22 protein-coding genes and 2 pseudogenes are annotated in these 25,383 nt (G+C 72.6%); 13 read left to right on the top strand and 11 right to left on the bottom strand.

Going from position 1 to position 25,383, the window contains the following annotated elements; all coding sequences use genetic code 11:
* Positions 1–182: 182 nt before the first annotated feature.
* Positions 183–2,294 carry an N-6 DNA methylase gene (locus CUT83_RS22165; protein WP_101257566.1) on the top strand — a complete coding sequence of 704 codons (2,112 nt, stop codon included), beginning with the start codon at positions 183–185 and terminating at the stop codon, positions 2,292–2,294.
* Positions 2,295–2,464: 170 nt separating this feature from the next.
* On the opposite strand, the gene mgrA is transcribed toward CUT83_RS22165, so the two are convergent.
* Together mgrA and CUT83_RS22175 are read right to left on the bottom strand one after the other, a co-directional pair.
* Entirely contained in the window at positions 2,465–3,439 is a 975-nt protein-coding gene (gene mgrA, locus CUT83_RS22170; RefSeq protein ID WP_206282668.1) for an L-glyceraldehyde 3-phosphate reductase, read from the bottom strand.
* Between the two features lie 204 nt (positions 3,440–3,643).
* A complete protein-coding gene (locus CUT83_RS22175) occupies positions 3,644–4,861 on the bottom strand; it encodes a right-handed parallel beta-helix repeat-containing protein (RefSeq protein WP_101257568.1) in 1,218 nt (405 codons plus the stop codon).
* Between the two features lie 565 nt (positions 4,862–5,426).
* On the opposite strand from CUT83_RS22175, the gene CUT83_RS22180 reads away from it, so the two are divergent.
* Positions 5,427–7,856, top strand: a complete 2,430-nt coding sequence (locus CUT83_RS22180) for an AAA family ATPase (RefSeq protein WP_101257569.1) — start codon at positions 5,427–5,429, stop codon at positions 7,854–7,856.
* Between the two features lie 68 nt (positions 7,857–7,924).
* Here CUT83_RS22180 and htpG read toward each other — a convergent pair whose 3' ends face one another.
* The 5 genes from htpG to CUT83_RS22200 form a co-directional block, all read right to left on the bottom strand.
* Positions 7,925–9,880, bottom strand: coding sequence for a molecular chaperone HtpG (gene htpG, locus CUT83_RS22185; RefSeq protein ID WP_101257570.1), 1,956 nt, complete (start codon positions 9,878–9,880; stop codon positions 7,925–7,927).
* A 148-nt stretch (positions 9,881–10,028) separates the two neighbouring features.
* On the bottom strand, positions 10,029–11,147 hold the full coding sequence (locus CUT83_RS22190) for a methyltransferase domain-containing protein (RefSeq protein WP_101257616.1): 1,119 nt from the start codon (positions 11,145–11,147) through the stop codon (positions 10,029–10,031).
* Between the two features lie 107 nt (positions 11,148–11,254).
* Positions 11,255–11,419: a hypothetical protein gene (locus tag CUT83_RS30165; RefSeq protein ID WP_158239046.1), complete on the bottom strand. Its 165-nt coding sequence runs from the start codon at positions 11,417–11,419 to the stop codon at positions 11,255–11,257.
* A 57-nt stretch (positions 11,420–11,476) separates the two neighbouring features.
* Positions 11,477–11,671, bottom strand: a complete 195-nt coding sequence (locus tag CUT83_RS22195) for a hypothetical protein (protein ID WP_101257571.1) — start codon at positions 11,669–11,671, stop codon at positions 11,477–11,479.
* A complete protein-coding gene (locus CUT83_RS22200; protein WP_101257572.1) occupies positions 11,668–11,871 on the bottom strand; it encodes a hypothetical protein in 204 nt (67 codons plus the stop codon). Before CUT83_RS22200 ends, CUT83_RS22195 begins: the two co-directional genes overlap by 4 nt.
* Before the next feature lie 123 nt (positions 11,872–11,994).
* Here CUT83_RS22200 and CUT83_RS22205 point away from each other — a divergent pair, with 123 nt between their 5' ends.
* Positions 11,995–12,837 carry a helix-turn-helix domain-containing protein gene (locus CUT83_RS22205; protein ID WP_101257573.1) on the top strand — a complete coding sequence of 281 codons (843 nt, stop codon included), beginning with the start codon at positions 11,995–11,997 and terminating at the stop codon, positions 12,835–12,837.
* Positions 12,821–13,030, top strand: coding sequence for a DUF397 domain-containing protein (locus CUT83_RS22210; RefSeq protein WP_240958255.1), 210 nt, complete (start codon positions 12,821–12,823; stop codon positions 13,028–13,030). Before CUT83_RS22205 ends, CUT83_RS22210 begins: the two co-directional genes overlap by 17 nt.
* Positions 13,031–13,091: 61 nt before the next feature.
* Here CUT83_RS22210 and CUT83_RS22215 read toward each other — a convergent pair whose 3' ends face one another.
* Positions 13,092–13,652, bottom strand: a complete 561-nt coding sequence (locus CUT83_RS22215; RefSeq protein ID WP_101257574.1) for a DinB family protein — start codon at positions 13,650–13,652, stop codon at positions 13,092–13,094.
* A 476-nt stretch (positions 13,653–14,128) separates the two neighbouring features.
* Here CUT83_RS22215 and CUT83_RS22220 point away from each other — a divergent pair, with 476 nt between their 5' ends.
* Positions 14,129–15,793: a glycoside hydrolase family 27 protein gene (locus tag CUT83_RS22220; protein ID WP_101257575.1), complete on the top strand. Its 1,665-nt coding sequence runs from the start codon at positions 14,129–14,131 to the stop codon at positions 15,791–15,793.
* A 25-nt stretch (positions 15,794–15,818) separates the two neighbouring features.
* On the opposite strand, the gene CUT83_RS22225 is transcribed toward CUT83_RS22220, so the two are convergent.
* Positions 15,819–16,460 (bottom strand): restriction endonuclease, encoded by a 642-nt coding sequence (locus tag CUT83_RS22225; RefSeq protein WP_240958257.1) that lies wholly within the window; start codon positions 16,458–16,460, stop codon positions 15,819–15,821.
* 387 nt (positions 16,461–16,847) lie between these two features.
* Here CUT83_RS22225 and CUT83_RS22230 point away from each other — a divergent pair, with 387 nt between their 5' ends.
* The 3 genes and pseudogenes from CUT83_RS22230 to CUT83_RS31425 all read left to right on the top strand — a co-directional run.
* Positions 16,848–17,486, top strand: coding sequence for an HD domain-containing protein (locus CUT83_RS22230; protein ID WP_101257577.1), 639 nt, complete (start codon positions 16,848–16,850; stop codon positions 17,484–17,486).
* A 115-nt stretch (positions 17,487–17,601) separates the two neighbouring features.
* Positions 17,602–18,933 carry an amidase family protein gene (locus tag CUT83_RS22235; protein WP_101257578.1) on the top strand — a complete coding sequence of 444 codons (1,332 nt, stop codon included), beginning with the start codon at positions 17,602–17,604 and terminating at the stop codon, positions 18,931–18,933.
* 32 nt (positions 18,934–18,965) lie between these two features.
* A pseudogene (locus CUT83_RS31425) lies at positions 18,966–19,151 on the top strand (SDR family oxidoreductase); the annotation flags it as partial.
* A gap of 510 nt (positions 19,152–19,661) precedes the next feature.
* On the opposite strand, the gene CUT83_RS22245 reads toward CUT83_RS31425, so the two are convergent.
* The gene (locus tag CUT83_RS22245) at positions 19,662–20,393 is read right to left on the bottom strand and encodes a DUF7873 family protein (protein ID WP_101257618.1); all 732 of its coding nucleotides are present in this window, start codon (positions 20,391–20,393) and stop codon (positions 19,662–19,664) included.
* A 300-nt stretch (positions 20,394–20,693) separates the two neighbouring features.
* Between CUT83_RS22245 and CUT83_RS22250 the strand changes: the two genes are divergently transcribed.
* The 5 genes and pseudogenes from CUT83_RS22250 to CUT83_RS22265 all read left to right on the top strand — a co-directional run bounded on the left by CUT83_RS22250 (position 20,694) and on the right by CUT83_RS22265 (position 24,926).
* Entirely contained in the window at positions 20,694–20,939 is a 246-nt protein-coding gene (locus tag CUT83_RS22250; RefSeq protein WP_101257579.1) for a hypothetical protein, read from the top strand.
* A 46-nt stretch (positions 20,940–20,985) separates the two neighbouring features.
* A pseudogene (locus CUT83_RS31125) lies at positions 20,986–21,268 on the top strand (hypothetical protein); the annotation flags it as partial.
* A 322-nt stretch (positions 21,269–21,590) separates the two neighbouring features.
* A complete protein-coding gene (locus CUT83_RS22255; protein WP_101257580.1) occupies positions 21,591–22,286 on the top strand; it encodes a transposase family protein in 696 nt (231 codons plus the stop codon).
* A 320-nt stretch (positions 22,287–22,606) separates the two neighbouring features.
* Positions 22,607–24,229, top strand: coding sequence for a NucA/NucB deoxyribonuclease domain-containing protein (locus tag CUT83_RS22260; protein WP_101257581.1), 1,623 nt, complete (start codon positions 22,607–22,609; stop codon positions 24,227–24,229).
* Positions 24,230–24,314: 85 nt separating this feature from the next.
* Positions 24,315–24,926, top strand: a complete 612-nt coding sequence (locus CUT83_RS22265) for a hypothetical protein (protein ID WP_101257582.1) — start codon at positions 24,315–24,317, stop codon at positions 24,924–24,926.
* Positions 24,927–25,014: 88 nt separating this feature from the next.
* On the opposite strand, the gene CUT83_RS30390 is transcribed toward CUT83_RS22265, so the two are convergent.
* Positions 25,015–25,383: transposase (locus tag CUT83_RS30390; RefSeq protein WP_206606928.1), on the bottom strand; the 369-nt coding region annotated here is incomplete at its 5' end.

The raw sequence follows: 25,383 nt of genomic DNA on the forward strand, positions 1-25,383 counted from the left end.
GCTCCGGGGCGCCCCTCACAGCCCGTTTCCCACAACCCTGCACCTCGTTCTGTGAACGGTGTCAAACGCCGTAGTAACCTGCCCAGTGACACCGATTGTTCGAATCCCGGCGCTCCCATCGGAGCTTTGAATTCGAACAGTTGCCTGTGGCAACCCCGACCGACCCGACCCCGGAGATCTCGATGCCTTCAACACGCTCAGTGCCGGTCACCCTCGCGGAGATCGCGCGGATCGCCGGGGTGGGGCGGGCGGCCGTCAGCAACTGGCGGCGCCGCCACGACACCTTCCCCGCCCGGATCGGCGGCACCGACGCCAGCCCCCAGTTCTCCCTCGCCGAGATCGAGCGGTGGCTGCGGGAGAACGACAAGCTCAAGGAGATCGGGGGGCGCGAGCTGCTCTGGCCCGGTCTCGAGGCCCTCGGCAGCCGGGACGAGACGGGGCTGGCCATCGCCGAGGCCGGACGGCGGATGCTCGGCGGCCAGACCCCCGCGTCCGCCGCGCCCCTGTCCGAGCGGGCCGGGGAACTGGTCGACGAGGCCGTGGCACTGGGGCGGCGCGAGGGGGCGCGGGAGGTCTTCGAGTTCCTGTTGCAGCGCTGGCTGGACGCCCATGTCCGCCAGATCAGCGCCAGCCCCCGGCCCCTGGCGGATCTGATGGCCGAGGTCGCCCTGGCGGCGCGCCCGTCCCCGGCCGGGGACGGGGCCGGGGCCGGGGCCGGGGAGGCGACCGTGCTCGACCCGGCCTGCGGCGCGGGCCATCTGCTGGACGCCGCCGCACGGGCCGAGGCGGGCGCGGGCGCGGCACGCGTCACCCTGCTGGGGTGCGACAGCGACCCGGCACTGGCCGCGCTGGCCGCCGCGCGGCTGGCGTTCGTCACCGACGAGGCGGGCGCGGCGGGGAAGACAGGGAGGACCGGAAAAGCCGGGAAGGCCGGCAAGGCCGGTGCGGGCGGGGTACGGGTGACGGCGGACGTACGGGAGGGCGACTCCCTGCGCGCCGACCCGCACGAGCGGGCCGCCGCGGACGTCGTCCTGTGCAACCCGCCCTTCAACGAACGCGACTGGGGCTACGAGGAGCTGTCCACCGACCGGCGCTGGGTGCACGGCCTGCCGCCGCGCACCGAGTCCGAGCTCGCCTGGGTGCAGCACGCCCTGGCCCGGCTGCGGCCGGGCGGCACCGCCGTGCTGCTGCTGCCGCCCGCCGTCGCCTCCCGCCGGGCCGGCCGCAGGATCCGCGGCGCACTGCTGCGCGCCGGACTGCTGCGCGCCGTCATCGCCCTGCCCCCCGGCTGCGCGCAGCCGCACAGCGTCTCACTGCACCTGTGGCTGCTGCGCGCCCCCGAGGGCGCCGGGCCCGCCGAGGACAACGGAGTCCTGCTCGCCGACGCGGCGGCCTCCCAGCGGGCGGCCTCCCGCGAGGGCGGGGTGGACTGGGACGCGCTGGGCGAGTTCGTACGGACCGCGGTACGCGCCTACGACAGCGGGGCGGCCGAACTGCCGGACTGCGCCCGGCGCATGGCCGTCATCGAGCTGCTGGACGACGAGGTCGACCTCACCCCCGGGCGCCACGTCTCCCCCGCCCCCGGCGGTGATGAACTCGATCTGGCCGGCGCCTGGAGCGGCTTCGGCGAGGCTCTGGACGGACTGCGCGCCGCAGGACGGGCGCTGTCCGCCCTGGAGACGGCCGGGGACGGCGGGGGCTCGCAGCCCAGGACGACCGTGGGCGACCTGGCCCGGGCCGGGGCGCTCACCCTGCGCGGCGGCCAGCAGCCGCCGGACGGGACGGTCCGCGGCGGCGAGGCGGGCGAGGACGGTCTGCCCCTGCTGACCGTGCCGGACCTGCTCCAGGGCGGCGGGCCGACGGGCTGGCTGCACACCTCGGACGTCTCCGACCGCGGAATGCTGGTGGCCAGGCCCGGCGACGTGGTGGTGGCCGGGGTGATCCGCGCCTTCGCCGCCTGGGTGCACCAGGGCCCGCCCACCGTGCTCGGCGCCCAGTTGTACGCACTGCGCGTGGATCCGGAGAAGATGGACGCCTGGTTCCTCGCGGGCTGTCTGCGCGCACCCTCCAACGGCCGCCAGGCGGGCACCCACGCCTCCAGCGCCTCGCGGGTGGACGTGCGCAGGCTCCAGGTCCTCCAGCTCCCGCTGGCCGAGCAGTCGCGCTACAGCGAGGCGTTCCGGCGGCTGACGGAGTTCGAGGAGTACCGCGGGCGCCTGGACGAGCTGGCCTCACGCCTGTCGCGCGACATCAGCGACGGCCTGGCGACGGGCCGGCTGTCGGCCGGAAGCTGAGGCCCGGCGCGGGAGCGGTGACGCCCAGGGCACCGGCTCCCCGCCGGTTCGGCGGGCCGGACCGGCCCGCACCCGGTCCACACCGTCACGGAGACGGCCATGCCCCGCTCCTCTCCCCGGCTCCCGGGCCCCCTTTCTCCGGGAGCCCGGGTTTCCCGGGGCGGCCCGGCCTAACCGGCCTGACCGGCCCGGCGGGCGAGGTGGCCCTCGATCTCGGCGAGCTCGTCGTCGGTGAAGTCGAGGTTGCCGGCGGCCGCGACGTTGTCCTCCAGCTGCTTCACGCTGCTGGCCCCGACGAGCGCGGAGGTCACGCGCCCGCCGCGCAGGACCCAGGCGATGGCCGTCTGCGCCAGGGTCTGGCCGCGCCGCCGCGCGATGGAGTCGAGCGCGCGGACCGTGGCCAGGGTCTCCTCGGTGATGCCCTCGGCCGTCAGGAACGGGCTGGCGCCCGCGGCCCGGGACCCGGCGGGGATGCCGGACAGGTAGCGGTCGGTGAGCAGGCCCTGGGCCAGCGGGGAGAAGGCGATCGAACCGGCGCCCACCTCGTCGAGGACGTCGAGCAGGCCGTCCTCGACCCAGCGGTTGAACATCGAGTACGAGGGCTGGTGGATCAGCAGCGGGGTGCCGAGCCCGGCCAGGATGCGGGCGGCCTCACGGGTCTGCTCGGGGCTGTAGTTGGAGATGCCCACGTACAGCGCCTTGCCCTGCCGGACGGCGGTGTCCAGCGCGCCCATGGTCTCCTCCAGGGGCGTGTCGGGGTCGGGGCGGTGGGAGTAGAAGACGTCGACGTACTCCAGGCCCATGCGGCTCAGGCTCTGGTCCAGGCTGGCCAGCAGGTACTTGCGCGAGCCCCACTCGCCGTACGGGCCGGGCCACATGTCGTAGCCCGCCTTGGTGGAGATCACCATCTCGTCGCGGTAGGGGCGGAAGTCGCGGGCGAGATGGCGGCCGAAGTTGGCCTCGGCCGCTCCGGGGGGCGGGCCGTAGTTGTTGGCCAGGTCGAAGTGGGTGACGCCCAGGTCGAAGGCGCGCCGCAGGATCGCCCGCTGGGCCTGAAGCGGCTTGTCGTCGCCGAAGTTGTGCCACAGGCCCAGCGAGATCGCCGGGAGTTTCAGCCCGCTGCGTCCGACACGTCGGTAGGGCATGGTGTCGTAGCGCGTGTCCGCGGCGGTGTGGGTCACGGTGCTCCTCTGCGGAAATGGGCGGGGCCGGTGGCTCGGAGATCGCAACGCTACACCGCGCCGCCGCAGCGCCGGACGGCCGCTGGTACCGCGCGGACGGCGGCGTCCTCCCGCCCCGGAAGCGGGGCGGGGGGACGCCACGCGGTGCTTTCCACGGGGCCTGTCCGCTCAGCAGGTGTTCCGGCTGGTGTTGTTGAGTGTGAGGTTGCGGTAGGTGATGTTCGTGCCGCAGGGGCTCTCCCTGAGCGAGGTGTTGTTCAGCGTCAGGTTCCGCAGGGTGATGTCCCGGTTGCCCGGGAACTCGCTGCGGGCCGCCAGCCTGACCTCCCCGCCGCCGTTGACCGTGCCGCCCTGGGAGGCGATGGTCACGTTGTAGCAGTTCTCGATCAGGATGGCGTTGTTGCCGGTGTTGGTCAGCGTCACCCGGTCGATGACCGCGCCGCCGCTCTCGGAGACGCAGAAGACCCCGCGCCCGCCCCCGCGTGCGATGACCTCGCCGACGCGGATGTTGGTCGGGTAGCCGCCGCCGATCCGGCCGTTGCGGTTGGCCATCCGGAACGCCGCGTAGCCGGTGCCGGTGGCGGTGTTGTCGGCGTCGACCTTCCCCACCGTGGCGTTGATCGTGTCGTTGAGCAGCAGTCCGGAGTAGCCGACGTCGCGGGCGGTCACCGTCCCGATCGTCAGCCCGTCCACCCCGTAGGTCTCCACGCCGTGGTTGCTCGTGCCCGAGACGTAGACGTCGTCGATGCGGATGTTGCGCGAGCGCGACGAGCGGTCGCCGTGGTTGTCGATCCGGATGCCCAGACCGCCGGAGAGGCGCATGTCGATCCGGCCGAGCACCACGTCGCTGACGTTGCGCATGAAGACGCCGTACAGCGGGCGGCCGGTGACGGTCAGATGCCCGACCTCGACGTTCGTCGTGCCGCGGGAGTAGATCGGCGCCTGGTCGCCGGATCCGGAGCCGGTGACGTCGATGGTGCCGCACACGTCGATGGCGGTGTTGCTCGGCAGCGACACCCTGGTCCCGGCGCTGATCGAGCCCGAGCCCCGCACCACCACGCGCTCCTTGGAGGAGCGGTTGGGTGTCAGGCTGCCGATCGCGGCCTGCATCGCGTCGCGCATGCTGCCGCCGGTGTAGACGGTGCTGCCGCCCCGGCGCGCGGTCCAGGTGCTCCCGCTCCTCACGGCCTCGGCCTGGTACGAGCCCTCGCCACAGGCGGCCGCCCGCGCCTCCTGTGCGGAACGGTCGGCCCCGGCCCGGGGCTCCGTGGCCCCGGCCGTGGGCGCCACCGTCGCCACCGTCGCCAGCATGGCCGCCGTCAGGGCGCCGGCCGCGACCGCGGCGAACCTGCGTCTCCTGACGGAGGATGCGACTCCGCTTCTCATCGTGGACTCCTTTTCGTGGGGGGACACCCACCGCACGCGGCGCGGGGCCGCTCGCGCCGGGCCGGGCCGAAAGGGGGCCGCCCGGGAGGGGGATTTCGCGAGAAAAGTGCAGTAAGCGCTTTCTGAGTCCGCCAGTATTGCAACGTTTCATTCAGGGGGTCAAGAGGCGTGAGAACGCTCCCGAGAACAGCCGGACCGCGGCCTTCCTCTCGGAACGCACCGCCAGAGCCCCCGGCAGGCCACCACTGACCTGCGGGTTTTCACACCCTTTGGCCGACCTCCGCCCCCGGGATTCCTTTTCTTCGGAACGTCCGCACCGAATAGCGGGCGGTTTCGGAAATCCGGAACGGGCATATTCCCCGCCGCTCCGCCGCGTGCGCGGTGAACCGGCCCGGGGCGCGCCCGCCCGGGAAACCCGCGTACGGGAAACCCCCGGCCGCAACGCGCCGAGTCGCGGAACCCACCACGCCGGATCAGACTTGGCCGAGGCCAAACCCGTGCCTCCCCCGGCCCGGACCCGGCCCTGCCCCCTGCTCCCGACCCCGGCACCGCCCAGGTGATCTCCATGCCGATGCCCGTGTTCGGACCGCAGGATCCGTTCGCCGAACCCCTCAACCGCCTCCTCGGCTCCGGACCCCGGACCCCGGAGCCCGCCGGGGCGCTCCCGGACGAGTCCGCCCGGGAGCTGCTGTCCCTGGCCGCCGGACGGGCGGCCGGGGACGGCGGCGAACTGGACACCGGCCACCTGCTGTGGGCCGCCACCCGGACGGGCCCCTCGCGCCGCGTTCTGGAGGACGCCGGGGCGGACCCGGACCGGCTCGCCTCCGACCTGCTCCCGGCCCTCGCCAGGAGCACGGGCGGCGCCGGATCCTCCCTGACGCCCGCGGCCGAACGCGCCCTGCTGGCGGCCCGTGCGGGCGCCCGCGCCGCCGGCGTGTCCCGCTTCGGCCCCGAGCACGTCCTGGCCGCCCTGCTGGACGATCCCCGCAGCGGCGCGGGCCGGGCGCTGCGCGCCGCGGGCACCGCGCCCGAGCCGGTGCGCGGGGCCGCGTCCCGCCCGTCCGGACCATCCGGTCCGTCCCGCCGGTCCGGTCCGTCCGACCGGACCGGCTCCACCCCCGTACTGGACCGCTACGGCCGCGATCTGACCGCGCAGGCCCGCGAGGGCCGGCTGGACCCGGTGGTGGGACGCACCGAGGAGATCGGCCAGACCATCGAGGTGCTCTCCCGCCGCACCCGGAACAATCCCGCCCTGATCGGTGAGCCGGGCGTCGGCAAGACCGTGGTCGTCGAGGGCCTGGCCCGGCGGATCGCGGCCGGCCGGGTGCCGCCGGAGTTGCAGGGCCGCCGGATCGTCGGTCTGGAGCTGGCCGCGCTGGTGTCCGGCGCCCGCTACCGGGAGGAGGTCGAGGAGCGGCTGCGCGCGATCGTTGAGGAAGTCACCTCCGACGACCGGATCGTCCTCTTCCTCGACGAGCTGCACACCCTCGTCGGCGCGAGCGCGGGTGCGGGCGCGGGCACCGACGGCTTCCCCGACCTCGGCGGCGTGCTGCGGGCCGCGCTCGCCCGCGGCGGGCTGCGCGTCGTGGGCGCCACCACCATCGACGAGTACCGCCGCCATGTGGAGCGGGACATCGCCCTGCACCACCGTTTCCAGCCGGTGCTGGTGCCCGAACCGACCGTCGAGGAGACCGTGCGCATCCTGGAGGGCCTGCGCGGCTCCTACGAGGCCCACCACCAGGTCCGCTTCGCCGACGAGGCGCTGCGCGCCGCCGCCGAGCTCTCCGCCCGCCACCTGACCGGGAGCTTCCTGCCCGCCAAGGCCGTCTCCCTGCTCGACCAGGCCGGCGCCCGCGCACGGCTGCGCGGTCTCGGCCGCAGCGGCGAGGTCGCACAGGTCGAGGACCGCCGCGACCGGCTGCGGCGTGAACTCGACCAGGCCCTGGCCCGGGAGGATCTGGAGCGGGCCGCGACGCTGCGCGCGGGCATGCGGGAGCTGGACCTGGAGCGGGCCGCCGTCGCCGAGAAGCGCGAGAGTGCCGCCCGGGTGACCGTGGAGGACATCGCCGGCGCCGTCTCCCGGCGCACCGGCATCCCCGCCGGCCGGCTGGCCCGCGACGAGCGCGAGCACCTGCGGCATCTGGAGGAGAGGCTGCGCGAGCGGGTGACCGGCCAGGACGAGGCCGTCTCGGCGGTGACACGGGCGGTACGGCGGGCGCGGGCGGGGATGAGCGCCCCGGGGCGGCCCGCCGCGGTCCTGCTGTTCGCCGGGCCGCCCGGGGTGGGCAAGACCGAGCTGGCCAGGGCTCTGGCCGCCGAACTCCTCGGTGACGCGGGCCGCCTGGTGCGCTTCGGCGCGGGCGCCCTGCGGGAGGGGCGCGGGGAGGCGGGCGGGCCGGCCGAGGCGGTACGGCGCGGGCCGCACTCCGTCGTCCTGCTCGACGGGATCGACCGGGCCCACCCGGACGTCCTCGACTCGCTGACGCGGCTGCTGGAGGGCGCCCGGCCGGCCGGTGCCCAGGCCCCCGCCGCCGGCATGGGCGGGACGGTGGTCGTCCTGACCGTCACCGTCGACCCGCGCAGCGTGCTGGCCCACTCCGGCGACCCTGGCGCGCTCCGCGAGGAGACCCTGGCGCATCTGCGCGACCGGGTACGGCCGGAGTTGCTGGAGCTGGTCGACGAGACCGTCTTCTTCCGCCCCCTGCCCCGCGAGGACCTGCTGCGCGTCGTCGGGCTGCTGCTGGAGGACAGCCGCCGGCTGCTGGGCGCCCAGGGCATCGGCCTGGAGGTCGACCTCAGCGCCCGCGAGTGGCTGATCAACCAGGGCTACCAGCCCGACTCCGGCGCCCACCCGCTGCGCGGCACCGTCCGCACCCATCTGGACGACCGCCTCGCCGACCTGATCATCGACGGCGCCCTGCGCGCGGGCGACACGGTGCTGGTGGGCATCGACGAACACGGCCTGACCTTCGAGACCGCCGGCCGGCGGGGGTGAGGGCGCCGTGGCCGGGGACGGCGTAGGGCCGCCGCCCCGGCCGCGGCGATCGGGCCGTCAGCGGCCGGTCACAGGGAGCGCTCCAGGCGCTCGGCCATCAGCCGGGTGAAGCGGGCCGGGTCGCCGGGCATGCCGCCCTCCGCCAGCAGCGCCATGCCGTGGACGAGTTCGGCCATGCCCTCCAGGTCCGGCGCGGAGGCGTTCTCCGCGTGCGCCTCGCGCAGGCCGGTGATCAGCGGGTGGCCGGGGTTGATCTCCAGGATGCGCTTGCTCTCGGGCACCTCCTGGCCCATGGCGCGGAACATGCTGCGCAGGCCGGGCGTCATGTCGTCGGTGTCCGAGACGACGCAGGCGGGCGAGACGGTCAGCCGGGAGGACAGCCGCACCTCCTTGACCTCGTCGCCCAGCCGCCCGGTCATCCACTCCAGCAGCCCGGCGTACTCCTCGCGCCGCCGCTCCCGCTCCGCCTCGGCCCGCTCCTTGTCCTCCTCGGTGCCGAGCTCGGCCTCGCCCTTGGCGATGGAGAGCAGCTTCTTCCCCTGGAAGTCGGGCACCGCGTCGACCCACACCTCGTCGACCGGGTCGGTCAGGACGAGCACCTCCAGCCCCTTGTCCCGGAAGGCCTCCATGTGCGGCGAGCTCTCCACCGCGCTCCGGGACGGGCCGGTGAGGTAGTAGATGTGCTCCTGGCCCTCCTTCATCCGCTCCACGTACTCCTGGAGCGTCGTCGTCCCCTCCGCCTCGTGGGTGGAGTCGAAGGAGGAGGCCGCCAGGATCGCGTCGCGGTGGTCGGGGTCGTTGATCAGACCCTCCTTGACGACCGCGCCGAACTCCCGCCAGAAGTCCGCGTACTTCTCCGGCCTGGCCGTCCTCATCTCCTTGAGGGTGGCCAGCACCTTCTTCGCCAGCCGCCGGCGCATCAGCTGGATGTGGCGGTCCTGCTGGAGGATCTCGCGGGAGATGTTCAGCGAGAGGTCCTGGGCGTCGACCACGCCCTTGACGAAGCGCAGGTAGGCCGGGACCAGCTCCTCGCACTCCTCCATGATCAGGACGCGCTTGACGTAGAGCTGCACGCCCCGCCGGTCCTGGGAGAGGACGCCCTGCGGCGGCCGCGCGGGCAGGAAGAGCAGCGCCTGGTACTCGAAGGTGCCCTCCGCCTGGACGCGGATGGTCTCCAGCGGGTCGGTCCAGTCGTGGCTGATGTGCTTGTAGAGCTCGTGGTACTCCTCGTCGGAGACCTCGCTGCGGGGCCGGGCCCACAGCGCCTTGCGGGAGTTGATCGCCTCCGGCTCCGGCTTCCCGCCGTCCTCGCTCTCCCCTTCCCCGTCCTCGCCCTTCGCGCCCTCTTCGGCGCCCGCCTCGACCAGGCGGATGGGCCAGGTGATGAAGTCGGAGTAGCGCTTGACGATCTCCCGGATCTTCCAGGGGGCCGTGTAGTCGAAGAGGCGGTCGTCGGCGTCCTCGGGCTTGAGCTTCAGGATGACAGAGGTGCCCTGGGGCGCGTCGCCGACCGTCTCGATCGTGTAAGTGCCCTCGCCGGTGGACGTCCAGCGGGTGCCCGAGGACTCCCCGGCACGGCGGGTCAGCAGCGTGACCTCGTCGGCCACCATGAAGGCGGAGTAGAAGCCGACGCCGAACTGCCCGATCAGCGCCTCCGCCGAAGCCGGGTCACCCGCTTCCCCGGCCTTCTGTGCCTCCTCCAGCTTGCGGACGAACTCCGCGGTGCCGGACTTGGCGATCGTCCCGATCAGCCCCACGACCTCCTCGCGCGACATCCCGACGCCGTTGTCGCGCACGGTCAGCGTGCGGGCGTCCTTGTCGGTCTCGATCTCGATGTGCAGGTCGGAGACATCGGCCCCCAGCGAGTCGTCGCGCAGCGCCTCGATGCGGAGCTTGTCGAGCGCGTCGGAGGAGTTGGAGACCAGCTCCCTCAGGAACACGTCCTTGTTCGAGTAGATCGAGTGAACCATCATCCGCAGGAGGCGGCTGGCCTCCACCTGGAACTCGAACGTCTCGGCCGTCATGGTCGTGGATTCCCCCACCAGTCGTCGTCCGTACCCGGCAGGCCCCGGCGCCGCCGGGCGGCGCGGGGGCCTGCCGGAAATGCCTTTCCCCGCGATGTTATGCCGGACGGGCCTCCGTCCCGGCGCGCACACCCGGGTTACGGCCCGCTCACACCGGCCAGGAGTCGGCCGGGTCGTCCAGCCAGGCCCGCCGCCCCTGCGGCGTGACGGTCAGACCGAACCGCTCGTACCCCGGCCTGCCCCGCTCCCGCCACCAGCGGTGGGCGGCCTCGACCTCGTCCCACAGGCGACGGGGCCCGGACTGCCACACACGCGCGGCCTGCCCGTCGCGGAACATCGCGCAGGCCCAGGAGCGGTCGGTCAGCCCGTACCACCACACCGGCCGGGCCCCCTCCCGCTTGTCGGCGACGACGCACCGGCAGTCCGGCACCCGGAGCCCGAGCGCGAAGTGCCCCGGCTCGAACCGCTCCCCGGTGAACTCCCCCTCCGGCAGCTCGGTGGACGACTCCTCGCCGTCGGCCACGCCGCCCGTGACGTACTCGGAGTGGACCGGGAACGGCGGGCGCTGGGAGCGCAGCTTCATGAACTCCACCGGACCGGTGAAGGGGCCCGACGCGCTCTCCCCGTCGCGGGAGACGGTCAGCCGGACGACCGCGTCGCCGTTGCCGTAGTGCGTCCCCCACGGGGCGACGATCAGGCCGCCGGGACGGCACTGCTCCACCCAGGCGCGGGGGACGGACCGCAGCCCGCACGTGGCGATGATCCGGTCGTAGGGCGCTCCGTCGGGAAAGCCCCGCGAGCCGTCGCCGTGGACGACGCGGACGGGCAGGCCGAAGATCTCCAATGCCCTGCGCGCGGCGGCGGCCACCGCCTCGTCCACCTCCACCGTCACCACGTTCACCGTGCCGAGGCGGTGGGCCAGGAGCGCCGCGTTCCAGCCCGTGCCCGCGCCGATCTCCAGCGCCCGGTGGCCCGGCCGTACCTCCAGGTCCCGCAGCATCCGGAGGACCACCGACGGCATGGACGCCGAGGAGGTGGGCTCCCGCCCCGGCGCCGTGCCGGTGTGCCGGCCGTCGTCCCACTGGGTGACGACGGGCACGTCGGCGTCGGCGTACCGGGCCCAGGCGTCCGGGTCCCGCGCCATCGACACGGCGACGCTGCGGCCCGCGTCCATGTCGTAGGGCCAGATCAGCTCCGGCAGGAACGCCGACCTGGGCACGGCCGCGAAGGCCGGCGTCCAGTCCGAGGAGAGGACGCCGCCCGCCATGAGGGCGCGCGCCAACTCCAGGCGGCCGGGGCGCTGCCCGGCCGTGCCGGTGTTCTCCGCGTCCCCCGCGCTCTGCGCGCCCTCCGCGTTTTCGGTGTGCTCGGTACTCATCGGCCGGTGACCGCCTTGGGCGGGTTGGGGACGCCCGGGCCGCCGTCCGGGGTGGGCGGCTGGTGCGGGCCGGGGTACGGCTCCCCCGGCAGCTTGTCGCCGCCGCCGTCGGCACCGATGACGGCGTGACCGTCGCCGTTGCGCCACATCCGGTTCGTCATGCTCTCTCTCCTCGCTGTCGTGTGTTTCCGGACCCGGCCCCGAGGGAGGCCGGGGGTCTATCGGGCGGAGGCGCGGTCCCGTTGCCGCAGGGCCTCCCACACCAGGGCGTTGAGCGTTTGGACGCAGTCCTCGCAGGCGTACAGCCCGGCCTGCTGCCCCTCGGTCTGCACCGGCCCGAGCCACACCACCGGCACCTGCGGGCGGAGGCAGTAGAGCCAGCACCGCCCGGTGGTCCAAGTGCGGGGCCTCACCGGCAGCGCTGCTCGCTGTGCCGGTTCGCCGCCCGCACCCCCGCGCTCAACTGCTCCTCGGGCGTGGGCAGTCGGGTGTTCTCCGGCAGGCACTCCCACTCCCGGCCCCCGCCGGGCGGGCGGAGGAAGTACCGCCCGCCGCTCCTGCCCATCAGCTCGCCGATCCGGTCGCGCACGGTGTCCACGAGGTACGTCGCCATGCCTGCTCCTGTGCTGTGCGTGGTGTCTTTCCGTATCCACCCACTCACAGATTGCTGCCGCAGCGGTACGCTCAACAGGGCTTCCAGCTCTCCAAAGCGCATGTCAAGAGGGGCACTTCGCACATGAGTCACTCCGTGGAACCTCAGGGGCCGCAGTCGCCCAAGCAGTTCTTCGGTGAGGAACTGCGACGCAGACGAGAGGCAGCAGGACTGACACAGTGCGCGCTGGGCGAGCAGGTGGTGTGCTCCCCTTCGCTGATCGCTCACTTCGAGGCCGGCCGACGCAAGCCCCGGCTCGAAGACGCCCAGCGTCTGGACGCCGTGCTGGGCACGGACGGGTTCTTCGTCCGGCTGCGCCGCGCCCTGGACGGCACCTCGCAGTTCGCCGACCACTTCGCGCCCGTGGCCGACCTGGAACCTCTGGCTACCGCCATCGAGGCCTACGCGGCCACGCTGGTGCCCGGCATCCTCCAGACCGAGGCGTACGCACGCGCCGTCCTCCGCGCGGGCCAGCCCAACTACACGGCGGAGGAGCTTGACAGGCGCGTTGTCAACCGCCTGGAACGGGCCCACATCCTCAAGGACCCGGACTCCCCCATGGTCTGGGCGATCCTGAACGAGAACGTGATCCGCGCCGTTGTGGGCGGTCCGGCCGCCATGGCGGAGCAGCTTCGCCACATCGTCGCGCTGGGACGGTCCGGCAGGGTGCTGGTGCAAGTGGTCCCGCACTCCGCGGGTGCTCACGCGACCATGGGTGGCATGCTGACCCTGATGGGCTTCGCCGACGCGCCCGACGTGGCTTACACGGAGGGCGTCTACAGCGGTGAGCTGATCGATGATCCGGTTCGGGTGGCCCGGTGCCGGAGGTCATACGATCTCGCCAGGGCCGCCGCGTTGGCACCGGATGCGTCCCTCGACCTACTCGAATCGGCGGCAGAGGAGTACGAGAGTGATCATCGATCTTGACCTGAGCACCGCTGCCTGGCGCAAGTCCTCCCACAGCGGCCCGGACAACGGCGACTGCGTCGAGGTCGCCGACGGGTTTTCCGGCGCGGTCCCCGTACGGGACAGCAAGAACCCCGGCGGCCCGGCCCTGGTCTTCCCCGAGCGGGCGTGGAGCGCGTTCATGGCGGAGATGAAGGGGCGCACGCGCCCCTGACCTCGAACCGCAGGCGGACGAACGCCGGGGGCGGGCCGTATCGGCCCGCCCCCGGCGTTCTTCACTGCCCCACCCGGCCGTCGACGCACTCGCGCAGCAGATCGGCGTGCCCGCAGTGGCGGGCGTACTCCTCCACCCTGTGCACCATCAGCTCCCGGACCGCGATCTCGTCCTTGCCCACGCGCTCGCCCAGGTCCTGGTACTCGGCCAGCACGGCGTCGACGGCGGCCTGTTCGCGCTCCAGGTCGGCGTACGCGGCGTCGACCACGGCCTGGTCGGCGACGGCTCCGTCGAAGTCCGCGTCCTTCTCGCCGTACAGCTTCGGCAGCGGCTCGCCGTCACCGATCCAGTTGCGCCAGTCGCGTTCCACCTCGGCGAGGTGCCGGAGCAGACCGAGCAGCGACATCGTCGACGGCGGGACGGAGCGGCGGGCCAGTTGCTCCGCGTTCAGCCCTTCGCACTTCATCCGCAGGGTGGTGCGGTAGTCCGTCAAGAACTCCCGCAGTGTCGCGAGTTCGCCCTCCGGGCCGGGGCCCTCTCTGTCGCGGGGGTCGTCGTCCGGGTCGGTCCACATGTCGGGGTGGACGGTGGCCTGGGTCCATCGCGCGGGTTGGTCGCTCATGCGCCCATGCTCGTCCGCGACAGCCCGCGCCCGCCACCGAGTTCTCCTGGGGCGGCGTCCTGGCCTGCCCGCGGGTGCCGGTTCCGGTTCACTTCCGGTGCTGTGTCTGTCCCTCACGCCGAAGACCCGCGGAACCGTGGGAGCCGAGTTGCGCGAGAGGTATTGACGCCGCTCACCGGATCCGTACGATCCGACTGGTCGACACCTCGACCCTTGTTCGGTATCGCGAACACCATAGGGCCGTATCACTCCGGCATCCGGAAAGCCTCTGACGGGGCAGGCCGGAGTCGCTTGTCCAAGGGTGACGAGGTCCCCATGCACAGACGTGGTCACGGGTGGCGGTCACGAGCGTGGCCGTACCGGCCGGGCCTCCTCGCTCCGCGGCGCCGGCCCGCACCTGATCACGGGCCCGCGACCATGCCCGTCGGCCCCGCCGACGAGTGGTTTCCACTTCGCCTCCCAGGAAGGAATCCCCCATGGTTCCCTTACGCAGTCGATTACCACGCCTCCTCGCGGCCACCGCACTGACGGTCACCGCCTGCGTCACCGCCTCCGCCGTCTCCGCCGCCTCCGCCGGCACGGCCGCCGAGGTCGCACCGGGCAGCCCGGCGCTCACTCCGCCACTGGGCTGGAACAGCTGGAACAGCTTCGGATGCGGGATCACCGAGACACAGGTCCGCGAGGCCGCCGACGCGATGGTGTCCTCGGGCATGCGCGACGCCGGCTACGAGTACGTGGTGGTCGACGACTGCTGGTTCGACCCGCAGCGTGACAGCGCCGGCAACCTGCGGGCCAACCCGGCCAAGTTCCCCAGCGGGATGAAGGCGCTCGGGGACTACATCCACGGCAAGGGCCTGAAGTTCGGCATCTACCAGGCCCCCAACGAGAAGACGTGCGCCCAGGGCGTGGGCACCTACCCCGGCTCCACGGGCAGCAGGGGCCACGAGGCCCAGGACGCCGCCACGTTCGCCTCATGGGGCGTGGACTACCTCAAGTACGACTGGTGCTCCGGCAGCGGCACCCTCAGCGAGCAGATCGCGCGGTTCACCATCATGCGTGACGCCCTGCGCGCCACCGGCCGCCCGATCGTCTACAGCATCAACCCCAACAGCTTCCACGCCCCCACCGGCGACAAGTACGACTGGGGCGAGGTCGCCGACCTGTGGCGGACGACCGAGGACCTGCTCGACATCTGGCAGAACGGCAACACCAACAGCTACCCGATGGGCGTCGGCAACGTCCTCGACGTCACCGCCCCGCTCGCCGCGCAGTCGGGCCCGGGGCACTGGAACGACCCCGACATGCTGGTCGTCGGCCGCCCCGGCCTGTCCCTGACCGAGTCCCGCTCCCACTTCGCCCTGTGGGCACTCATGGGTGCCCCGCTCATGGCCGGCAACGACATCCGCACCATGTCCGCCGACGTGAGCGCCATCCTGCGCAACCCGCGCCTGCTCGCGGTGAACCAGGACCCGCTGGGCGCGGGCGGACGCCGAGTCCGCGACGACGGCGCCACCGAGGTGTTCGCCAAGCCCCTGTCCGACGGCTCCGTCGCGGTCGGCCTGCTCAACCGCGGCGGCAGCACCACGACCATCACCACCACGGCCGCGCAAGTCGGCCTGTCCGGAGGGCCGTTCACCCTCACCGACCTGTGGACCGGCACCACGTCGAGCACATCCGGCCGGATCTCGGCCGGCGTCCCCGCGCACGGCGTCGCCGTGTTCAGGATGACCGGCGGCAGCCCGCTGGACTCCACCACCGCACGCCTGCGCGGTACCGGATCCGGCCGCTGTCTCGACGTGGAAGAAGCTTCCACCGCGGCCGGGACGGCGACGCTGATCTGGGACTGCCACACCGCCGCCAACCAGCTGTGGACCACCTGGGCCGGAGGTGAGATCCGCGTCTACGGCGACAAGTGCCTGGACGCCTCCGAGCAGGGCACCTCCAACGGCACGCCGGTCATCGTCTGGCCCTGCAACGGCCAGGACAACCAGAAGTGGACCATGCGGGCCGACGGGTCGATCCGCAACGTCCACGCCGGGCTGTGCCTGGACGCCGAACAGGCGGGAACCGCCAACGGGACCCCGGTCATCCTGTGGACCTGCAACGGCCGGAACAACCAGAAGTGGACCGTGCTCCCGTAAGCCCCCACCGGGCCCCTCGCACGCGCTACGTGCCGTAGGTGTTCCTCCAGCGCGCGCGGTGTTCCCGGTCGCCCTGGCCGGCGCCGTTGACGTCGGCCAGGGCGGGCAGGGAGGCGCCGTTGTTCCACAGGCCCAGGTGGTCGCGGTGCACGGCCAGGATGCCGTGCTCCACCGCCAGCGCCCGGGACGGGGCGCTGAAGCGCGAGGTCGTCACGAAGACGGCCACGTCGGCCCCGAAGTGCACCTTCGCTCCCATCAGGTCGCGCATCTCGCGGCTGGCGATGGTGCGGTGCGGCGCGTACCGCTTGCACTGGACGACCATCGTGCGGCCGTCCGGCAGCCGTCCGACCACGTCCGCGCCGTTGTCGTGGGATCCGCCCACGCGCCGGACCCCGGTGCAGCCGTCGCGGCGGCACAGTTCGGCCACCAGCTCCTCGAACTCGGTGCCGGACATCGCGTCCACCTCGGCCAGCGTGCGGCGGCCGGCCGCCACCGCGTCCGCCTGCCGCCACTGCCGGTCCCCGCCCCGGAGGATCCGGTCGGTGCGCCACAGCCACCACACCAGGCCGCCGAGACCCGCGGCGATCGCGGCCCCCAGGAGGTACGGCCAGACGGCCGACCAGGAGACGACGAGCAGGAGCAGCACCGCCACTCCGGCGACGACCACCGCCCTCTGCCTGGCCTCGCGCCTGCGCCGAGCCGCCGAGCCGCGTCCGGGCCCTCTGCGCCCTCCACGGCTCCCACGACCTTTACGACCTCCACGACCAGCAGCCATCCCCGGCCCCCTCTCCCCCACGATCCGCCCAGCAGTCTGGACAGCGGGGAGGCGGGCGCGGAAGGGCGCCCTTCGGCCATGGCCGGAAACCGTGCGGCGTCCGGGCGGACGCGGGGGCGCGTGCCGGAGAGCATGCGGTGGCGCTGCGTTTGTCGAGGAGGAGCTGCCGGGCACGGTCGGGACGGACCCGCTCGGCTCAGCGGGCCGTGGCGCCACGGTGGGCGCCCTGCGACCCTGGGGAGGAGGCCGGACCGCCGGGACGAGGAGTGGAGAGGGATCATGGGCGAGACGATCGCGGGCGTGCGCGTCCCGGACAGCGCCATGGCGCGGGAGGCGACCGAACTGGTCCGTGAGGCGGCCTCACCGCTGCTGTTCGACCACTCCCGGCGCGTGTTCCTCTGGGGATCACTGCGCGGGCGCGAACAGGGGCTGCGGTTCGACCCGGAGCTGCTGTACGTGGGGGCGATGTTCCACGACCTGGGGCTGACCGAGCGGTTCCGCCGCACCGACCAGCGCTTCGAGATCGACGGCGCCGACGAGGCGCGGCGGTTCCTGCACGCCCACGGCGTCACCGGTGAGGAGGCCGACCGGGTCTGGACGGCGATCGCCCTGCACACCACGCCGGAGATCCCGCTGCACATGGCCCCCGAGATCGCCCTGGTCACCCGGGGGGTGGAACTGGACGTGCTGGGCGTCGGCTACCGCGCGGTCTCCGAGGAGGAGCGTGCGGCCGTGGTGGAGGCCCACCCCCGCCCGGACTTCAAGAACCGGATCCTGGCCGCGTTCACCGAGGGCATCAAGGACCGTCCCGAGACGACGTTCGGCAACGTCAAGGCCGATGTGCTCGCCCACTACGTGCCCGGATTCGTCCGCGGCGACTTCGTCGAGGTCATCAAGGACTCCCCCTGGCCCGAATAGCCTCCGTCCCCTCGCCGTCCCCTCGCCGGCCCGTCGTCCGGCCCGCTCCGGCCGGTTCCCCCGGTGCGAGCGGGGTTCGCCCGCACCCGCCTTCCGATCACGCCCGAGGTCGCTCATGCCCGCCCAGCAGCCGAGTTCCGCCGCTGCCGACGCACCGTCCCTGGTCCCGCCCCGCCACGGCGGTGAAACGGCGAGCGGCCCCCGCGGCGACGCCCCGGCTCCGCAGGAGGCCGGCTCGCCGGTCTGGCGTGTCGCCGGTGATCCGCTGGTCGCGGCGCCCGAGAGGGGTGTGCTGTCCGGCTCCCGGGTCGCGGTGAAGGACGTCTTCGCCGTCGCCGGCCATGCGATCGGGGCGGGGAATCCGGCGTGGCTGCGCGAGGCGCCGGTCGAGCCCGCCCACGCCGCCGCCGTCCGGGCCCTGCTGCGGGCTGGGGCGGACGTCGCCGGCATCGCACGGACCGACGAGCTGGCCTACGGCCTGTCCGGGATCAACGCGCACTACGGGACGCCGCCGAATCCCGCGGCGCCCGGCCGGGTCCCCGGAGGTTCGTCGAGCGGCCCGGCCGGCGCCGTCGCCCTGGGACTGGCCGACATCGGTCTGGGCACGGACACGGCGGGCTCGGTGCGGGTGCCGACCTCCTACTGCGGGCTGTACAGCCTGCGGCCGACACACGGTCTGGTCCCGAACGCCGGCCAGGTCCCTCTCGCACCCTCGTTCGACACCGTGAGCTGGATGACCCGGACACCGGGACTGCTCGGCCGGGTGTCCGACGTGCTCCTTCCACGGCGATCCGCCCGACCGGTCGAGAGGCTGCTCCTGGCCACGGACCTGTTCGACCTGGTGGACCCGGCACTGCGTGGGCCGCTGCAGGACGCGGCCCACCCATGGGCAAAGGCGCTGGCCGTTCCGCTGCGACCGGAGGATGACACCTGCGCCGCGCAGCTCGAGGAGTGGGCGGAGGCGCTGGGCGTCCTCCAGGCCGTGGAGATGTGGCGACTGCACGGCGACTGGCTGCGGGCGCACCGCGAGGCCGTCTCGCCCCTCGTCGCGGACGCCGTCGCCGCGGGCGAGGGCATGCCGGCCGAGTACCTCGCGTGGGCCCGGAACACCGTGGGCCGGGCGCGGAGAGCCCTCGCCGAGCTGATCCCGCCCGGGACCGCGCTCGTGCAGCCGGCGGTCCCGACGGCGGCTCCTCCGCCCGGCCCGGCCGTCACCGGCATGGCACTGCGTACCGCGACCGTGCAGCTGGTCTGCGCCGCGAGCGTGGCGGGCCTGCCGGTGCTGACCCTGCCCGGGGTGCGGGGCCCGGCCGGTCCTGTCGGGCTCAGTCTCGTCGCGGCCGCCGGGAGCGATCGCGCCCTGACCGCCCTGACCGCCCTGCTCCCCGATCGCACCGCCGACTGCGCGGCCCCGGCACCGCTGCCCGCCTCCCCGCCCAATGCTTGAGGCACCGCGGTGTCCGGTGCCCCTGCCGGGGCGGCGACGTCTCGCCCGCACCGGGAAGGCGTCGGTCCGCGCACCGGACACGCGCGCATTCGCGGCGGCCGCCGGGCCGGCTCGGGCACCCGGAGGAGATCGCCGACGCCGTGGCCTTCCTCGCCTCCGGGCAGAGCAGCTTCATCACCGGCTCGAACCTGTACGTCGACGGCGGCCTGAACCAGATCGGAGCCCCTGCGGCGGCACGTCCGGCGGGAGCGGCACCTCCGGCGGGGCGACGTGGCGGGGCCCGGGAGTCGTATCCAGCTCCCGGGCCCCTGGGGATGCCACCCAATTGCGCACGCCGGCGGCGTTTAAGAGGACGGATCAGTCATCATGCCGTCGTGTTCTGCCTTTGAACTACCGCACCCTGGAAGAGGTGCAGGCGAGAGTCGAACTCGCACCCGACGGCGTTCGTCCGTCCCCGGTCGATCCGGCGATCGGCGGCGATGCTGAGACTGGAGCGAGAGTCTGAGATTGACCGCGGCTGCCTCTGCCATGTTGGGCTACCCCGGCCCGTCGGTAGTACTGCTGTGCCGGGGGAAGGACTCGAACCTTCACTGTCACCGCTCTTCAGGCTGAACTTCAGTGTCAGCTTGCGCTCCTCACGCGAACCGGTCCTCATTCCGGCCCGCGCCTGGTCGCGCACCCCCGCGCTCGCACACGGGGGCGATCATGGATGCTACCCGCGGCCGGCGTCAGCCGAACAGGTAGCCGAACACCGCGTCGCCGACCCGCTGGTCGGTGACCTCCGCGCCGTTGGCCTCCTCGCGGGCGAACTTCACGGCCTGCTGGAGCTTCTCGACCCGCTCCACCAGCTCGTTGACCCGCCGCGCCGGAAGCGCTCCGGAGAACTTCACGGTCGTCCAGTACCCGATGGGCACGTCCTCGTAGTACACCTCGACCTGCGCCGGGTGCTTGTCCGTCGCCTCCGCCTTGACGTGGTTGCGGGGGACCTTCTTGGTGCGGATCGTGCGGACCGGGTCCGTCTTCCACCAGTCCGTGGACGGGTCCTGCGACCAGGACTCGGCGGCGTCGAGCGTGGGGAGCTTCCTGACGAAGGTGTGCAGGTCGGTGAGCTGCTTCTCCAGGAACAGCAGATAGCTGACGGGGGCGTCGGCGACGATCGTCCGCCCGTCGACGGTGACGTCGGCGCGGGCCGCGCAGTTCGCCCAGTCCTTGGTGGCGGTCACGTCGAACAGCCGGGTCAGCGACGCGGACATCTCCCGCAGCACGTCCTCGGCCTGCACCTGCACCCGCGTGGACTCGGGCGGCAACTGCTCGCCCTCCTCGTCCTTGGGCTGGTACGTGCGCGAGATGCCCGCCAGCAGCGCCGGCTTCTGCACCTTGTGGTGCGCCGCGGTGATGTCCTGGAGCGCCTTGCTCTTGACACCCTTCTCGACCGCGATGATCTGGTTCAGCTTCGCCACCTCGGGCCCCCCTTCGAACAAGCAGGAACGTACCCCACCGGCCCGAACGCCCGCACGCCTTTATCGCCGCGCCCCCGGACTCCGGCCGCCACCCGGAACCACCGACGGGCACTTCCCCGTCCGGGCGGGAGGACGGAAGGGGGCGGCAGGTGCTCGCGTGATCCGCCTGTCCGGGCGGAGAGCGGCGACCGCGGAGTCGTCTCGCAGGCAGGCGCCGCTTCCACCGGTGAGAGGCCCGCTGTTAGGGTGCGGTGCCGCGTGCGGCGGAGTAGGGCGGGGGAGTAGGGCGGGGGAGCCAGGTTGAACATCCGGTACAGGATCGAACAGGTCGGGGACCTGCCGCCCGTGTTGGCGGCCGTCCTCGGGATCTTCGTGCTCGCCCTGCTCGTCGGAGTGGTGTGGGGGCTGCTGCGGTTGCCGGACCACACGAAGCTCAGGAGCCCGGCGGCCCGCGAGCGCGCGAAGCGTCGCAAGGAGAGCCAGAAGCGGCAGAAGAAGCTGCGTTCGCGCCGGGAGTCCCTGCAACGCAAGGCAGGCCGGCGCTGATCGACGCCCGCCATGCCGCGACGAGAACCTTCTCCCCCCACGCCTCGCTCAGAACCGGATCCGGCTGGAGATCGTCCAGCTCGCCCTCGGCCTGCCGGCTGGGGGTACCCCCGGACGAAGTCCGGGGGAGGACGCCGGTGCTCACCCTGACCGGTAAGACCCGCCGCTGAGAGCCCGAGAAGCTTCGCTTCCGCCTCCTCTTCTCAGCCGCCGCACAACTCGTCACCACCGGCCGTCGCCGCTCCCTCCGCCTCGCGGCGCACTGGCCCCGGACCGACGTGGTCACCGCAGCGGCCGACCGGCCCCAAACCCTGCCGAACTCCGGCTGACCAGCACTCTCGGCCCCCTGCGGACAGCATCACCCCACCGGAGAAGTGGAACCGGGCACCCACCCGACGCGACAGCCGGGCCACCACCATTCCCACCACCCGCTCGCAACAGCAGAACGGCCCACCCGAGAAACCGACGGACCGTCACACACGGCGAGGTTAATTCGTGAAACATGAAATTTCGGCATGGAGTCGGATCACCGAGTGGCTCCGCCGGAACGCACCACGCTCCTACGCACAGCTCCAGGAAGGTGCGACACCGGATGCTCTGGCGCACACGAGTGCGCGGCTGGGAACACCTCTGCCTGAAGAGCTTTCGGCCATGCTGCGCATGAACAACGGCGTACAGGTCGACCCCAACGACCCGGACGGCATGCGGCCCCGTCGCTCCGGTGAATTCGTCTCCGACTTCTACAGCGTTCTCTCGACATACCTGATCACCCGTGTCAACGAGCACATGAACGCCGTGTACAACGACGGGGAGCAGGACGGCGTGAAGCTTCCCCTTGATCTTGGACACGTCGTCCTGGTCGACGGCACCCTGATCCGCACCCGGTGCCGCACCGGAGCGGACAACCGCCGCAACTACAGCGGGAAACACAAGGCCCACGGCCTGCTGTTCCTCGCGCTCACCGACGACCGGGGCCAGCTCCTGTGGCTGTCCGCGGCCCGCCCGGGACGCTCCTCGGAGATCACCACCGCCCGCTACAACAAGCTCGTCGAGCGCCTGCGCGCCCACGAGTTGGGCGCCGTCGGCGACCTCGGCTTCACCGGCCTGGACGACGACCCGGACAACCCGGTGGTCATCACCGGTTACAAGGCCGCCCGCACCAAGCCCCTCACGTCGGCGAAGAAGCAGGTCAACAAGCTGATCGCGTCCGTCCGCGCAGTCTGCGAACACGCCTTCGCGCACCTGAAGAACCGGCGCATCCTCGCCAAGCTGCGGCTGTCGCCCCGCTATGCGACCACGCTGCTGCGGGCGCTGCTCGTACTGACCCGCACCGAAGTCGCCCCCTGACAGACGATCTCGGGAGCAGGCAACCGCCCACGACCAGTACGAGTGCAAGAACGCCGACTCACACCAGCCCCGGTGACCTGCGGATTCGAAGTTTGTCGATCTTCATTGGGACCGCGGCCCCATTCGGACCGGCACCAAGGGCGTAGCCCGAGGTCGGTCCCGCTCGCCGCGGACCGGACCGCTGCCACAGGAGATGCACAAGTACTGCACGGCATGTGACCACCCTGTACCCGTCTCCGCCTCAAACGATCTCTAGGTTCTGTGATCAACTCCGCGCGCACGTGCGGTGCGGAGGCTCCTAGTCGCCCCGGAGAGGCACAGTGCATCGTCACAGAATCTTCCGAGTATCACGCCGCGCGGCGGCCCTCGCGCTCGGTCTCGCGCTGCTCGGCCCGCAGTACGCCGTCGCGGACGGGCCCGAGCCGGAACGGACCAGCGGATCCGCCCCGCTCCTCGCCGGCTCACTGAAGCCCATCAAGCTCGAAGTCGGCATATCCACCGAGCAGTTAGAAAAGCTGCGCGAGCGGGGCAAGGCCGCCGAGCGGGCCGGCCGGCCGCTGCCGAAGGCGGACGTCCCGTTCCAGACCGAGCGCCGCCCCGAGCGCCAGCCGGCCGCCGGACGCGCCGACCTGACCTTCGCCGAGGCGATCGAGTTCATCGAGCAGGACGCCGAACGGCGCAAGACGCCGATGAACAGTCGCGTCGACTCCTACCTCGGTCAGCAGCGCACCGCCCGCACCGCGACCTCGGCGGAGAGCGGCTTCACCGCCCAGGCGACCGCCGCGACGATCGGCGAGACGCCGTCGCAGGCGCTCTACGACTCCTGCATGACCGCCGGCGCCGCCTCCGAGGCCGGGCGCGTGTACGACCGGTTCACCTTCTGCCAGCAGGTACCGATCACCGCCGACTACTGGGAGAAGGACGCCGCGGGCAACCCGGTGGACCACCTGGGCACGACCAAGGCCACCCTGGAGGTCGTCGCCCAGGGCTTCGAGGACCAGCGCACCATGCGGCTGTTCTCGCAGATCAAGCAGGGCTCCGTGTCGTACGACTGGGGCTGGTGGGACAACATCTGGACCGCGCCCGGCGTGCCGCTGTCGCTGTTCGGCACCTGCGCCCCGGATCAGCTCGACTGCGGGGCCTCCCGCAGCCCGGCGACTCTGACCTGGGACAACTGGAACAACAACCCCAGCTGGGCCTACTGGGACATCAGTAATTCGGCGGCGGCTGGCTACGGCCGCGACAAGCTCATGCCGAGCTTTTGGCGGGTGGAGTTCTTCACCGAGAGCGACGAGTTCAGCACCGATGCGCCCGGCACCTCCCCGGTGCAGGTGGTCCGCTGCGACTCGGCGGCCTACATCGTGGGCCCGTTCGGGGCCGACCGCTCGCACGGCTGCGTCTTCCCCGGCGCGACCCCCGTCCTGAAGTACAGCCTCTCGGGCACCGAGGCCGCCGTCGCGCAGCACATCCTCGGCGCGCAGACGCACCCCGAGTACACCTACCCGCGCCTGCCGGCCGAGGAGGAGGCGCAGCGCGACAAGAGCATCCCCGGCCAGGCGGTCAACGGGCAGCCGGTGCACTACGGCCTGCACCGCATCCACTCCACGCTCAACGCGACGGACTACCAGGCCAACCGTGACCATAAGGACGGCGCCTGCTACGGCACCGGCCCGCAGGCCTCGACGTATGCGGGCCTCGGTCTCAACCCGGCGCCGGACACCTCCACGCAGCAGTGCGACGAGTACCCGTTCGCCTCGACGCTGGAGGGCGCGGCGAGCCCGGACTGGGACTTCTCGGTGCAGGCGGTGCCGAAGACGGACAACGCCTCCGCGGGCGGCAAGCTGATCGCCTACTACAACGCCGCCCGTATTCTGGCCTGGGACGCGTCCCTGCCGTACCCGGACGGCACCAACGACCGGTTCTGGGTCGAGATCATCGACTAGATGCCAGACCGCCGGACCGTATAACGGCGGGGGCCGCCGCCGGGCGGCGGCCCCCGTTTCCGAAAGCCACCAGGGAGCCGACGCGATGCACGCACAACCGCTGGATCTGACCCGCCTGTGGGGCGAGGGCTGGGCCGTCACCTTCGCGCCCCGGACGCCCGCGTTCTGCCTCGACGCCATGGGAGTCGACGAGGCCGCGCCGCTTCCGGACGGGCTCGCGGCGTTCGCCCGGCGCACGCCGTTCGACGGGCCGCCCGTGCTGGTCGCGGCGGCCGCGCTGGACGAGCGGTGGTCGGTGGTGGTGGAGAGCGAGGCGCAGACCGGCTGGGTCGGCACTCACCCGGACGTCCTCGAGGCGCTCGCCGCGCCGGAGGCGCCCGCCTGCACCGCCTTCTCCGACCCGAACAAGGTGCAGGTCGTCTTCCGGGAGTACGGCAGTTCGGTCGGCGGCCTGGAGCCGCGCACCAACCGCCGCTGGGGCCACTTCGGTGACCGCACCCGGCAATCCCTGCGCGAGGCGGGTTTCCCCGACGACTACGCGACCCCGCAGCACCCGGTACCGGCCGCCCCCAGCGAGGGCGCCCTCGCTCTCCTCGCCGCCCAGGCCATCACCCGCACCGAACTGCGCGCCGAACACCTCCGGGGCCCCTGGCTCGGCGGCCTCACAGCCAAGCCCTACCCGGCCACCCACGCGTAGTACGTGGACCGCGCGGTCTTCATCACCTTGCACAGCAGCGTGACCGGGTAGTTCGCCTTCTCCGCGTGGATGAACCGGCATATCGCGCTCACCGGTCGCTCTCCTTCGCGAAGAAGGCCGTCGCTTTTTTCAGGATCTCGATCGTCTTCGCCTGCTCAGCGGTCAGCTTCCGCAGCCGCTTCAGCTCCTCGTCCCGGTCGTCGGCACTCTGCCCGGCCCGCCCGGCCACGGGACCGGATCCGGTGTCCTGAGCGGCGCGGGCCTTCTTCACCCAGCCCCGCAGGGACTCCGAGCTGACCCCGAGCTCCCGGGCGACCTCGGTCACCGTCCGGCCCGACGACCGCACGAGCTCGATCGCGTCCCGCTTGTACTCGTCCGAGTACCGCTTCGTGTACTTGCTTCCCACCTGGCACTGCTTCCTCTGGGCTCTCACGTCCCAGTTTCCAGGTGTCCAAGA

Source organism: Streptomyces barkulensis, assembly GCF_002843305.1.
Taxonomy (GTDB): Bacteria; Actinomycetota; Actinomycetes; order Streptomycetales; family Streptomycetaceae; genus Streptomyces; species Streptomyces barkulensis.